This window comes from Pseudoalteromonas sp. GABNS16E (assembly GCF_028598715.1).
GTDB lineage: Bacteria > Pseudomonadota > Gammaproteobacteria > Enterobacterales > Alteromonadaceae > Pseudoalteromonas > Pseudoalteromonas atlantica.
In genome coordinates this window covers 54,685-67,572 of record NZ_JAQREZ010000005.1, presented here as the reverse complement: position 1 = coordinate 67,572, position 12,888 = coordinate 54,685, and the positions used below count along the sequence as shown (strand labels likewise).

Sequence of the window (12,888 nt, the reverse complement as noted above, 5' to 3'; positions counted from 1 at the left end):
CCTTAAAAACTTACGCCTTTAGCTAAAAATTCTTCAAATTCGTTTGCTGGTATTGGCCGGCTTAACAAGTACCCTTGAATTAGGTCGCAGTTATACTCTTTTAGTTTTTCAAGTTGGGCATGCTCTTCTACGCCTTCGGCGATAATATCGAGCCCTAAGTTTTTAGCTAATTGGCAAATACTCAGTACTAAAGCCTGATCCCGTGTGTCTGTGGCCATATTGCGCACAAACGACTGATCTATTTTTAATTTATTAACCGGAAAACGCTGTAAGTAACCCAGCGACGAATAGCCCGTACCAAAGTCATCAATTGATAAGCTAATACCCAGTGCACTCAGCGCCTGCAGTACTGAAATACCAAACTCTTCATCGTCCATAATGGCGGTTTCGGTAATTTCTAGCTCAATTAAATGCGCGGGCACATTAAAGTGCGCCAACCGCTGTTTTATGCTTTGCACAAAGTCTTGCTGTGTAAATTGCCTTGCCGATATATTAATAGCCAAGCGGATATTTAAGTTTTGCTGATGCCATTTTTTAGCTTGGGCAAAGGCACTATCGAGTATCCATTCGCCTAATGGCAATATAAACCCGCTGTGCTCGGCAATAGGAATAAACTGCGCAGGAGAGACAAACTTCCCATCATCAAACCACCTAATTAAACATTCGCAGCTGTTTATGGTTTGCGATTTAAGGTGCATTTTAGGCTGAAAATAAAGCTCAAACTGCTGCTTTTCAATCGCGGTATCAAGGCGCCGAGCAATATGCAGCTGCTGTGCGTGCTTAACTCCGCTTTCGGTATCAAAATAAGCGTAGGGAATATTACGTTTTACCGCCTCTTCTAAGGCAATATTGGCGTGCAGTAGAAGCGTTTTATAGTTATTACTGGTTGGGTAGCGTGTTACACCGCAGTTAAAGCTCATACGCATTTCACCGTACGGTGTGCTAATAGCTTGGCTTAAACGGCTTTGTACGCCTTTGAGTAAGTCATCTAGGGTTGTTGAGCAATCTTGCTCGGTATAAATAACCACAAAGTTAGCATCGGCAATGTGATAAAAGGTCAGTTTGTTTTTGCTTTTTAACTGCTGAGAAAATTTATTAGCACTGCGCGATAAGTGCATAGCAAAGGCATTTATACACTCGTTAGCCCCCGATAAACCATATTGCTCAAGCAATAGCTTAAAGTGGCTTACATCAATCAGCATTAAACTAAAAGGCTGCTCAAGCGAAATTAGCTCATTGGTGTATGTTTCTAAACTGGCTTGGTTAGGCAACTTTGAATACGGGTGGTGAAAGGCTAAATACTCTAATGAGCGCTCTGCCTCAAATTGCTCTGTTACATCGCGTATGTGTATATCAAAGGCATCTATTTCTTGCAGCCAATGTATTTGGTAAGTGAGGTAATGGTTATCTAGCTGTGTATAAAAACGCTCAACATGACTAGCCGACTGCTTAGTGTCTATTAGTTGCTGCTTTATATTAGGGCTTAGTAATGCAATGGGCGTGCTGTGTTTATCGCTTACATACGCTTTATGCATAGCAATAGCGGCAGGGTTACAGTAGTTAAGCTCAAGGTTGGCGCTTAAACTCACAATTGGGTTAGGGTTGCGCGTTGGAAATAGCGCTAAACGTTCGTTACGGGCACTAAGCTTTATAAATTTAGATGCGTAACGCCCTGTATAAATGCTTACCAGCACTATGGCAAACGTAAACAAAAACACAATATTGACTGTGGTGTGCAGGTTGCTTTCGGTGTCTTTGTAGCCGCTATCAACCGCATTTGAAATAACCGTTTCTGCATTTGTTAAGTGCCCCATCACTTGGGCTTGCAGTTCGGTGAGTTGCTCTAGTTGTGCTCTGGCTAAATCCCAACTAGTGCTGCTGCTTGATAAGTTTTCGTGTAATTTAAGTGCTAAGTCTAAACCACTTTTAAACTCATCACTTAAGCTGCTTTCTAGCGCTAATGTGCTGTGGTTTTGATCTAGGTTTTTTATTAGCGCAAGTATACGTACATGGTTTTCTAAAAAGTCGATTAAATAAAGTTCACGCTTACTCGTTGCGTAATACTCATATAATAAGCGCTCTTGCTTTACTAGGTAGGTTTCGATTAATCGAATATCGCGCAGCGCCGGAATTTGTTGTTCCATTAAGGTCGATGAGGTGCGCTTAATGGTTTCTGCCTGATAATAAACCATAGCAGACAGTACACAGCCTACCAGCACAATACCGATATAAAACTGCTTAGCTTTACTGGCAAATTTATTAGTGAATATTTTCATATAAACGCTTGATCTGACTCTAAAATATTAACAACTCATTTTAAAACATAATTATATACGATTAATAAAAGCACTATTGTTTATATTTGGTTATAAAAAAGGGTGTACAAACGTTAATCAGGCGGGCATAAAAAAGAAAGAGGCCGGCGAGGAGGCCGGCCGTAATGATACCAATCCGCAATAATACTTAATCATTTTCAGGGGCTAAACGTGTCGCTATCTACGTTAAAAAATTCTCATTTAGAGCAACTAAATAGCGAATTTTTTGCCTTGCTATCAACACGCTTTTCCATCCTCAAAATAGATCACTTAATTATGCGGATTGGTATAATTTATTGTACAGAAATAACAACTTTACCCATAGCTTGGCCACTTGCTAAGCGGTCATGCGCTTTAGCTGCTTCTTCTAAACTAAAGTCTTGCTCATCAAGTACTGGGCGCATACCGCCTGCTTCAACAATTTGTGCAAGTTTAGTCAATTTGTCGCCGTGGTCTTGACGGTTAAAGTCGTGGATCATTGGAATAAGCATAAAGATTACGTTTAACGATAACCCTTTAAAATGTACTGGGCTTAAATCTACTTCTAATAAAGAAAGCGTTGTAGATACCTGTGCATTTAGCTTTGCTGCAGCAAATGAGTTAGTCAGGTTACCACCACCCACAGTGTCAAATACCATGTCAAAACCAACGTTGCTTGTGTGTTTTTCAACGTACTGCTCTACGGTTTCGTCTTTAAAGTTTATGCCTGTAGCGCCAAAGCTTTCTATTAGTGCTAGTTGCTCTGCGTTACCGCCAGTTGAGTAAACATCAGCGCCAAAATGCTTGGCTAGTTGTACTGCTAAATGGCCTACACCACCTGCGCCGCCGTGTACTAATACTTTTTGGCCTGCACTTACACTTGCACGTGTTAAGCCTTCAAGTGCTGTAATACCTACAAGTGGAATAGCGGCTGCTTCTTTCATGCTTAGATTTTTAGGTTTGTGAGCAATTAAGCGCTTATCAGCAAGAATAAACTCAGCAAGTGCACCTGGTAAATCGCCTAAGCCACCAGCACAACCATATACTTCATCACCTACTGCAAAGTCTGTTACGCCTTCGCCAACAGCTTCAACGGTGCCTGCAAAGTCCATCCCTAAAATGCCCGGTAGCTTTGGAGCAAAGGGTAAGTCAGCACCCATTTGACGAATCATCATATCAATTGTATTTACGCTTGTTGCAGCAATACGAACTAACACATTACCTGCTGTTACTTGTGGTTTTGCAACCTCAGCTGCTACAAACTCTTCAGTGCCACCAAAATTATTAATTGTCATTGCTTTCATGGGTATTGCCTCTGTTATCTGTTGATAAGTAATTATGTAATGAAGCTTCATTGTAGACACACCCTTCACAAATGATAATAAGGCTAAACATACAATCAGTTTCAAAATAATATTTATAATAGAGTTTAAAAATCACTCCATTACTGTTTAAAAGTAGGCGTTAAACAAAATGCTACCCAGTCGCTACGCTATATCAATTTAAGCTAGCTATGGTTGATTTATTATTGTCTAAGCCCCAGAGTAATATATGAAAAGGTAGTAATTCACTTAAGTAACTCATTTATCCTACTAAGGAGCGAATATGTTAGGCGAAGACCACTCACTTACCAATGACTTTCCACAGTACCTAAACACCATTGCAGAGCTAAATAAAAGCGACACAGAATTTGCCAAAAAGGCAGATAAATACGACAAGCTAGATAAAGAGATTCGTGTTTTAGAGCTTAAAGATGCGCCCATTAGCGATGAGCAAATGAATCAACTAAAACATGAGCGTTCAGAATTAAAAGATTGGTTGTACGAGCGTTTACAACAAGAGTAATGTTGCACGCAAAAAAAAGAGTTCACCGTTAGGTGAACTCTTTGACGATCAACAAAGGGTAAAACATTTAAAGCACATATCGGCTTTATAAAAAACAACTAGGCTTTATAAGGCATGTGTGAAATCTTTTCGCGTTAATTTGCTACTAGCTATCAGCATCCAGCTGAGCAAGCAGGCTATCTAACGTATCAACTAACTGCTGATTTTTAGCAGGGTTGAGCGCATCTGGATGTGGCGGTGCAAAGCGCTCTGCATCGTTATCGAAATAAAGGCCAGTGGCATCTTTAAATTCGTCACTTAATGCGGCGCGGCAAAAAATATCAGCGCCTAGTTTTAAGTCGCCACCAGCAAGCCCGTAGGCATCTTTTACCATTTTACTACCTAGTAACGACTTAGGGTTTACCGCAACAACTAACGGCCCGTTACCTTTAAGTGCTAAACCTAAGTGACGCGACCACATAGTAATAGCCAATTTGCTTTGCGCGTAGGCTGCGCTATCTGATAGTGGCTTGTTGCCCACTAACGAGTCAAAGTTAACGCTAGTTTGTGCAGCCGATGACACGTTAACCACACGTGATTGCGTGTTCATTACAGGCAGTAACGCTTTAGTAAGTAAATAAGGCGCTAACGTATTAACTGCAAAACGTGCATCTAGCCCATTTACAGTAGTAATATTTGCCAATTTATAAACACCGGCGTTATTAATAACTACATCAAGTATTTTATTCGCGTTTTGTAAGTCGGCTAACACTGACTGAGCTAAGGTGTTTACTTGCGCCATATCGCTTAAATCGGCAATGTAGGTGGCTGTGCTTGCTTGCGGGTAATCAGCATTTAAGCTTGCTTGTACGGTATTTAACTTGTCTTGGTTGCGCCCGTGTAATAATACAGTGTGCCCTTGCGCTAACAACATTTTAGCGGTCTCTAGGCCAATACCGTCGGTGGCACCAGTTAATAAAATTGTTTTTTTCATGTTGAACGTTCCTTTTTGTATTAAGACTTTGGCCATTGCATTAACGACAAATTACACACGCATTAGCTCACTGCTATTTACTAATAGTACCACCACTTTTAGCGACTAATAATTAGTGGCTCAGTAGAATCAGTTTATAGAATTAATTGATAAACCTATGCGCCCTTATTAAGTAGGTATAGCCATTGTGCCTTTGCTTGGGTAAATTTTAAGCTTTTATTTGAAATAACGGGCAATCATAACTATTGTTTTTAAATTACCTTAATAGTAGTATTTATCATATAAATACACTTTTCGAGAAAACACATGAAAGTTTTAGTTACAGGCGGTATGGGTTATATAGGTAGCCACACATGTATTGCCCTTCATGAGGCAGGCATTACCCCAGTTATTTACGACAACTTATCTAACGCAAGCCCCCGTGTGCTTGATCAACTCGAAAAAATTACCGGCACCCGTTTTGAGTTTATTTTAGGTGACATTCAAGACGAGCAGCAGTTTAAACTTGCCCTTAAACACAGCCAAGCTGAGGCTGTATTTCACTTTGCAGCACTTAAAGCGGTAGGTGAATCAACCGAGCAACCACTGCGTTATTACCAAAACAATGTGTCGGGCACATTAAGCATGCTACAAAACATGCAAGAGGTAGGCGTTAACCATATTATATTTAGCTCATCGGCCACTGTGTACGGCGAGCCAGACTACCTACCTATTGATGAAAAACACCCTATACGCGCTACTAACCCTTACGGTTGGACAAAAGTTATGGTTGAACAAGCCATGCAAGACGTATGTAATGCCAACAGCCAATTTATGGGCATTGCTCTTCGCTACTTTAACCCTGTTGGTGCGCACCCAAGCGGCTTATTAGGCGAAAGCCCAAATGGTATCCCAAATAACTTAATGCCATTTATTGCTCAAACTGCGGTAGGTAAACGCGAAGTGGTTAATATTTTTGGTGACGACTACGACACCAAAGATGGCACCGGCGTGCGCGACTATATTCACGTTTTAGATTTAGCTAAGGGCCATGTAGCGGCCTTTATGCAACATAAAACAGATACTGCCTTTCATGCATACAACCTAGGCACCGGCCAAGGGTATTCGGTGCTTGATATGATCAAAGCATTTAGCGCATCAGCCAATAAAGATATTCCGTATAAAAGTGCACCGCGCCGAGCAGGCGATATTGCCTGTAATTACGCCGATGCCACAAAAGCGCAAACCACCCTTAACTGGCACGCAGAACTAACACTGAGCGACATGACCAACGACACATGGCGCTGGCAAACTAATTACCCTAGTGGGTTGGAGAGTTAACATGGCTTTATTAGAAAGTACTCACAGACGTAAAAACCCGCTAACGGGACGCTGGGTATTAGTATCACCACATCGTAATAACCGCCCGTGGTTAGGTGCTACAGAAGCAGTAAACGAAAGCGTACTACCAAAACACGATGAAAGCTGCCCACTTTGCCCAGGCAACACCCGTGCAAATGGCGACAGCAACCCAGATTACAAATACACCCATGTATTTAGAAATGACTTTGGCGCACTTACCCCTAATGAGAGCAAGCAATCGCAAAGCTTAGACTCAGACAGCGATTTATTTATTGCTGATGAAGCAAGCGGCGAATGCCGTGTAATTTGTTTTTCGCCAGAGCATAACAAAACACTGCCAGAGCTTGAGCACGATGCCCTACACGAAGTAGTAAAAACCTGGAAAGACAACTACACAGAACTTGCACAACACTATGAGTGTGTTCAGGTATTTGAAAATAAAGGCGAGATCATGGGTTGCTCGCAACCTCATCCACATGGCCAAGTATGGGCACATTCGCACTTATCAACTGAAATAGAAGCCGAAGATACCCAGCAGCTTGCTTATTATAAAAAGCATGGCAGTGCGATGCTTGCCGATTATGTGCAAAAAGAGCAAACGGATAAAACCCGCGTCGTATTTGAAAACGAGCACTGGCTTGTAGTGGTGCCATTTTGGGCAGCATGGCCGTTTGAAACACTGCTTGTAACTAAAGATAACATTCAAAACTTTAGCCAGCTAAACGATGCGCAAACAGACGCCCTAGCACAAGCGCTTAAAGTATTAACCACTAAATACGACAACGTATTTAATTGTAGCTTCCCGTATTCTATGGGATGGCACAATGCACCGGCTAATCGTGACTCAGATGAGCAACATTGGCGCTTACATGCCCATTTTTACCCGCCGCTACTTCGCTCTGCCACCGTTAAAAAACACATGGTTGGCTACGAAATGCTAGGTGAAAGCCAGCGCGATTTAAGCGCAGAAACAGCTGCCTCTATTTTACAAGCAGCTAGTACCACACACTACAAAAAAACAGCAGGACACACAGATGACGCTTAACGATTTTCAACAACAATTTTTATCACTGTACGGTGCGCCTGCTCAAGGTATTGCTGCAGCACCTGGGCGTGTAAACCTAATTGGCGAATTTACCGATTACAACGACGGCTTTGTATTTCCGTGCTCGTTAGAGTTTCGTACTCAAGTTATGTTTAAAGAGCGCGACGACAACATCATTACCGTGCATTCGTTAAATTACCCAGGCGAAAAAGACAGCTTTAGTGTTGATGAAGACATCAGCGAAGGGCAATCGCAATGGGGTAACTATATCCGTGCCGTGTCATTTGTTTTAAAGCGCGCGGGCCATACTTTGCGCGGCGCCGATTTACTTATTGACAGTAACTTACCGCAAGGCAGTGGCTTATCGTCATCGGCGGCATTAGAAGTGGCCATTGGTGGTATGTTTAACCATATTGCACAGCTAGGTTTAAGCGAAGAAAAAATTGCCTTACTTGGCCAAGAAGCCGAAAACGACTTTATGCATTGCCAATCGGGCATTATGGATCAGCTTATTTCGGCAAAAGGCGAAAACGGCCATGCGCTTTTAATTGACTGTGAAAACCTAGCGACTGAATCAGTAAAAGTACCCGATGATTTAAACATTGTTATTGTTAACTCTAACTACCCACGCAAATTGGTAGATAGCGAGTACAACCAACGTCGTGTTGACTGTGAGCAAGCAGCTGCAAAAATGAATGTAGCCACGCTTCGTAAAGCCACCATGGACACGCTTGAAGCAACTAAAGATGCACTAAGCGAAAACGAATACAAACGTGCACACCATGTAATTAGCGAAAACGAGCGTGTAATTGCAGCAACTAAAGCGCTGCAAAATAACGACATTGATACGCTACGCGAGCTAATGGCGGCATCGCACCAATCGCTTAAGCATTACTTTGAAGTAACCGTACCAGCGACCGACGGCCTAGTAGAAATTTGTAAAGAAGCGATGGGCGAACGCGGTGCAGTACGTATGACCGGCGGCGGTTTTGGCGGTGCTATTGTGTGTTTATGCCGTGATGCAGAAGTACCACTTATTAAAGCAGCGGTTGAGCAGCACTACTTTGAACGTTTTAATTTAAATGCCGACATTTACGTATGTTCAGCAGGTTCAGGATTACAAATTACGTCTTTTTAAACATCATTAAGGAATAAGCATGGCAAAGGTTAATTGGGGTATTATTGGGTGTGGCAATATTGCTCACACCTTTGCTAAAAGCATTGCGCATTGCGCTAATGCACAGCTTATTGGCGCTGCATCGACCAGCGAGCAACGCGCAAAAGAATTTGCCACACACTATTCAGTTAAAGGCTATGAGAACTACCAAGCCCTTATGCAATGCCCACACATTGACGCCATTTATATTGCTAATACCCACGAGCAACACTTTAAAACTATTGCGCAATGCTTAGTGCACGATAAGCATGTACTCAGCGAAAAGCCCATTACTGTTAATGCACAGCAACTCACAACCCTTAGCCAGTTAGCCGAACAACAAAACTGCTTTTTAATGGAAGGTGTATGGATGCGCTTTTTATCTGCCATAGTAAAACTGCAGCAGCTATTAAGCGAGGGCGTAATAGGCAAAGTACACAGTGTGAATGCCAACTTTAGCCTAGCGGGCAACTTTGCTGACTCACACCGTTTAATGAACCCAGCGACCGCAGGTGGCGCATTACTTGATTTAGGTATTTACCCTATATCAATTGCCGATGTGGTATTTAATAAAGCCCCTGAACAAATTAAATCATTAGTACACAAAAGCACGACCGGCGTAGATGAGCGCAGTGTAACCCTTATAAATTACGGCCAAGGGCAATTTGCGCAGCTTAGTAGCGCGTTACAACAAAATGGCCCTACCGAAGCCTGTATTTTAGGGGAGCACGGGTATATTCGCATTGCTGAATTTGTTGGTGCACAGTCGCTAGAGCTTCATTTAAACGCACAACAAGTACAGCAGTTTGACTTTAGTTTTAATGACGATGAAAACTTTAAATTTGAAATTGCTCACGTTAGCAAATGTATTTTACAACAACAAACACAAAGCAATGTATTACCGCTCAGCACAAGCCTGCGGGTAATGCACATAATGGATACGCTTCGGGCGCAGTGGCAGCTTAAATACAGCGATAGCGTTGAAGCCCATGAGCTAGATTAATAATAAAAAATACACACAACAAGGATACACAATGACAACCACACACACGTTAAAGGCGTTTTCAAAAGCCTTGCTGCTAGCAACGGGCTGCTTAACTGCAAGTACTGTTTTTGCAGATCAAAAAACGCCAGAGCAACTCTACCCACCTTTAACCAGCGAAGTACTTCCTGAGCTTGCTGCTAAAGGTAGTTACAGCGTTGGCGTACAAACGCTTGATTTAATAAATCCCGCGCAGTTTGACCCTGCAACCCAAGGGGAAAAAGATCGCCCTTTAAAAGTAGAAGTGTGGTACCCAGCAGCAGACAGTGCAAACGCACCCTTAACTAGCTACAGCGACATAACCCGTACAGGTAAAGCGTTTACCTTACAAGCCGATGCCATGCGCGATGTAGCCATTAATAACAAAGAGCACTACCCTGTTATTGTGCTCTCACACGGTTATACCGGCTATCGTACAATTATGTATTACTTGGGCGAACATTTAGCATCGCATGGGTACATTGTGGCAGCCATAGATCATACCGACTCAACCAATGCAGATGTTGATTTTAAAAATGCGCCGTTTTCGGGCTTTTTTAGTACCCTTATTAACCGCTCACGCGATCAACAATTTGTACTTAACTACTTTAACGAACAAAACAACTTTGCCAGCAAGCAAGTAGATAACAAAAAAGCAGGCGTAATTGGTTACTCTATGGGTGGTTTTGGCGCGGTTAATACAATTGGTGGCTGTTATGACTTTAACGAGCAAACCACTGCAATGTTTACCGGTATGAAAGACCCTGCACAAATAAAACAAGTGCAGCAATTACTCAATAGCTGTGCAGGTGGGCAATATAAGAATCCACAAGTAGATACACGCATTAAAGCCATGGTGGCCTTCGCGCCTTGGGGCGGGCAACATAATTTATTTAATGCCAGTGCTATGCAAAACATTAAAGTGCCTTCGCTTTATGTAGCGGGTAGCTTAGATGATATATCCGGTTATGAAGGCATTAAAAACCTATATAACCAAACGGGCAGCCCCGACAAGTACCTGCTTACTTACAAAAATGCGCGCCATAATATTGCGCCGCACCCTGCTCCTGCTATTGCCAAACGTAGCAGCGAATTAGATATAGGCCATTACTACGAGCCTTCGTGGTCAATGCGCACCCTAAACGAGACCAACAAACACTTTGTACTTGCTATGATGGACTGCCACGTAAAAGGCATTACCAGCCAATGTGAATACCTAGACTTACCACAAAATGGCGACCAAGCTGTGGTTAATGGTAAGCCACTGCCAGCTTGGCATGGGTTTGATAATCGTTTTTCTACTGGTATGGATTGGCAGCAAGCTAAACCGCGCACCAAGTAACACAAACTTTGGCGGCTATTTTTATATTTAGCCGCATACGCACTTAAAATAATGCTGCTATAAAACACCTGTTATTTAAAAGAGTTAGCAAACAAAAACAGCGTGCTTATTTTTTGAACGGCTATTTTAAGAAAAAATCATTGCCATTAATGTAAGTTAAAGGCAATCTAGTCATATATAAGATAAGATAAATAACACAAATATCATGTCAAAATACATACTCTCAATTGATCAAGGAACCACAAGCTCTCGGGCCATCTTGTTTACAAAAGATGCAGACGTTTTTGGCTCAGCACAACAAGAATTTTCGCAGCATTTTCCGCAAAATGGTTGGGTAGAACACGACCCTAACGATATTTGGCAAACCGTGCTAAGTACCAGCCGCGAAGTATTAGCAGATAAAAACGTTAAGCCTGAAGAAATTATTGCCATTGGTATCACCAACCAACGTGAAACCACTTTAGTGTGGAACAAAAAAACCGGTAAACCTATTTATAACGCCATTGTGTGGCAAGACCGCCGCACCAGCGATTACTGCGAAAGCCTAAGCACTGACGAGCTTTGCCAAACCATAAGCGATAAAACCGGCTTACTGCTAGACCCGTATTTTTCGGCCACTAAAGTACGCTGGATTTTAGACAACGTTGAAGGCGCACGCGAACAAGCTCTTGCAGGTGAACTGGCGTTTGGTACCGTTGATACCTACTTACTATGGCAGTTAACCGGTGGTAAAGAGCACCGCACCGACGCCACCAATGCATCACGCACTATGTTATTTAATATTCATACTCAGCAATGGGATCAAGAACTCCTCGATTTATTCGAAATTCCTGAATCTATGCTGCCCCAAGTGATGGACTCAGCCGACGAATTTGGCTCAACCAGCGATGAGATTTTTGGCGCACCAATACGCGTATGTGGTATTGCCGGCGATCAGCAAGCAGCCCTTGTAGGACATGCATGTTTTGAACAAGGCATGGCAAAAAGTACTTACGGTACAGGCTGTTTTTTAATGCTGAATACCGGCGAAAAAGCGCTTACCTCTGAAAACCGCTTACTAACCACGGTGGCTTATAGGCTAAATGGCAAACCAACATATGCCATTGAAGGCAGCATTTTTATGGCAGGCGCCACGATGCAGTGGATTGTTGAAGGCTTAAAACTATTAAGCCATGCCGGAGAGAGCGAATCGTTAGTAAAAGATGTACCGCTTGATCATGGGGTATTTTTAGTGCCTTCGTTTACAGGTTTAGGCGCGCCCTACTGGGACCCTAATGCACGTGGCGCTATTTTAGGTTTAACCCGCGACTCGGGCATTAGCACCATTGTTGCTGCTGCGCTGCAATCGGTTGGGTATCAAACCAAAGACTTACAAAAAGCAATGGAGCGTGATGGCTTACGCCCAAGCGTGTTACGGGTAGATGGCGGTATGGTTAAAAATAACTGGGTACTGACCTTTTTATCAAACATTTTAGGCGCAACGGTAGAGCGCCCAACAGTGACCGAAACCACCTCTTTAGGCGTAGCATACTTAGCAGGCTTACAAACCGGTGTGTATGAGTCAACTGAGCAATTAGCAAAAATGTGGACCTGCGACCGTCGCTTTGAGCCAACAATGAGCGCTGACGAACGTAATGATTTATACGCAAAGTGGCAGCACTGTGTAGCGCAAGTTTGTCTCTCTAGTGACGATAGTAAACAAGCGTAATACGCCTAGCCGCTAATTAAAATTAGCGGCTTACAAAACACCGGCAACAGCGCTTAAATGGCGCGTTGTACGCTGTATGTTTTAAAAAGATCAGGATTGAAAATTAACAAGCAAAAAGCGCGGTTATCTATTGTCAAATAAGGGCCGCAGCTTTATGATGCCA

10 protein-coding genes are annotated in these 12,888 nt (G+C 42.7%); 7 read left to right on the top strand and 3 right to left on the bottom strand.

The window, feature by feature from the left end; translation table 11 throughout:
- Window positions 1-2: 2 nt before the first annotated feature.
- Window positions 3-2,276: a putative bifunctional diguanylate cyclase/phosphodiesterase gene (locus tag PSI06_RS03690; RefSeq protein WP_273604980.1), complete on the bottom strand. Its 2,274-nt coding sequence runs from the start codon at window positions 2,274-2,276 to the stop codon at window positions 3-5.
- Between the two features lie 332 nt (window positions 2,277-2,608).
- Window positions 2,609-3,598 carry a zinc-dependent alcohol dehydrogenase family protein gene (locus PSI06_RS03685; protein ID WP_054983394.1) on the bottom strand — a complete coding sequence of 330 codons (990 nt, stop codon included), beginning with the start codon at window positions 3,596-3,598 and terminating at the stop codon, window positions 2,609-2,611.
- 301 nt (window positions 3,599-3,899) lie between these two features.
- Between PSI06_RS03685 and PSI06_RS03680 the strand changes: the two genes are divergently transcribed.
- Window positions 3,900-4,139: a YdcH family protein gene (locus PSI06_RS03680; protein WP_004588182.1), complete on the top strand. Its 240-nt coding sequence runs from the start codon at window positions 3,900-3,902 to the stop codon at window positions 4,137-4,139.
- A gap of 145 nt (window positions 4,140-4,284) precedes the next feature.
- Here the strand turns inward: PSI06_RS03680 and PSI06_RS03675 are convergent, their stop codons facing one another.
- Window positions 4,285-5,112: an SDR family NAD(P)-dependent oxidoreductase gene (locus PSI06_RS03675; protein WP_273602994.1), complete on the bottom strand. Its 828-nt coding sequence runs from the start codon at window positions 5,110-5,112 to the stop codon at window positions 4,285-4,287.
- 306 nt (window positions 5,113-5,418) lie between these two features.
- Between PSI06_RS03675 and galE the strand changes: the two genes are divergently transcribed.
- The 6 genes from galE to glpK all read left to right on the top strand — a co-directional run bounded on the left by galE (window position 5,419) and on the right by glpK (window position 12,725).
- Window positions 5,419-6,432, top strand: coding sequence for a UDP-glucose 4-epimerase GalE (gene galE / locus PSI06_RS03670; protein ID WP_004588180.1), 1,014 nt, complete (start codon window positions 5,419-5,421; stop codon window positions 6,430-6,432).
- Window position 6,433: 1 nt separating this feature from the next.
- Entirely contained in the window at window positions 6,434-7,498 is a 1,065-nt protein-coding gene (locus PSI06_RS03665; protein WP_273602993.1) for a UDP-glucose--hexose-1-phosphate uridylyltransferase, read from the top strand.
- The gene (gene galK / locus PSI06_RS03660; RefSeq protein ID WP_024032028.1) at window positions 7,488-8,636 is read left to right on the top strand and encodes a galactokinase; all 1,149 of its coding nucleotides are present in this window, start codon (window positions 7,488-7,490) and stop codon (window positions 8,634-8,636) included. Before PSI06_RS03665 ends, galK begins: the two co-directional genes overlap by 11 nt.
- Before the next feature lie 19 nt (window positions 8,637-8,655).
- On the top strand, window positions 8,656-9,657 hold the full coding sequence (locus tag PSI06_RS03655) for a Gfo/Idh/MocA family protein (RefSeq protein ID WP_273602992.1): 1,002 nt from the start codon (window positions 8,656-8,658) through the stop codon (window positions 9,655-9,657).
- Between the two features lie 31 nt (window positions 9,658-9,688).
- A complete protein-coding gene (locus PSI06_RS03650) occupies window positions 9,689-11,017 on the top strand; it encodes an alpha/beta hydrolase family protein (protein ID WP_273602991.1) in 1,329 nt (442 codons plus the stop codon).
- A gap of 205 nt (window positions 11,018-11,222) precedes the next feature.
- Complete coding sequence (gene glpK, locus PSI06_RS03645) at window positions 11,223-12,725, top strand: glycerol kinase GlpK (RefSeq protein ID WP_096041021.1); 1,503 nt, start codon at window positions 11,223-11,225, stop codon at window positions 12,723-12,725.
- Window positions 12,726-12,888: the final 163 nt, after the last annotated feature.

Coding starts and splice junctions, on each gene's coding strand:
- PSI06_RS03690 (WP_273604980.1), bottom strand. CDS start 2,276: ATGAAAATATTCACTAATAAATTTGCCAGTAAAGCTAAGCAGTTTTAT.
- PSI06_RS03685 (WP_054983394.1), bottom strand. CDS start 3,598: ATGAAAGCAATGACAATTAATAATTTTGGTGGCACTGAAGAGTTTGTA.
- PSI06_RS03680 (WP_004588182.1), top strand. CDS start 3,900: ATGTTAGGCGAAGACCACTCACTTACCAATGACTTTCCACAGTACCTA.
- PSI06_RS03675 (WP_273602994.1), bottom strand. CDS start 5,112: ATGAAAAAAACAATTTTATTAACTGGTGCCACCGACGGTATTGGCCTA.
- galE (WP_004588180.1), top strand. CDS start 5,419: ATGAAAGTTTTAGTTACAGGCGGTATGGGTTATATAGGTAGCCACACA.
- PSI06_RS03665 (WP_273602993.1), top strand. CDS start 6,434: ATGGCTTTATTAGAAAGTACTCACAGACGTAAAAACCCGCTAACGGGA.
- galK (WP_024032028.1), top strand. CDS start 7,488: ATGACGCTTAACGATTTTCAACAACAATTTTTATCACTGTACGGTGCG.
- PSI06_RS03655 (WP_273602992.1), top strand. CDS start 8,656: ATGGCAAAGGTTAATTGGGGTATTATTGGGTGTGGCAATATTGCTCAC.
- PSI06_RS03650 (WP_273602991.1), top strand. CDS start 9,689: ATGACAACCACACACACGTTAAAGGCGTTTTCAAAAGCCTTGCTGCTA.
- glpK (WP_096041021.1), top strand. CDS start 11,223: ATGTCAAAATACATACTCTCAATTGATCAAGGAACCACAAGCTCTCGG.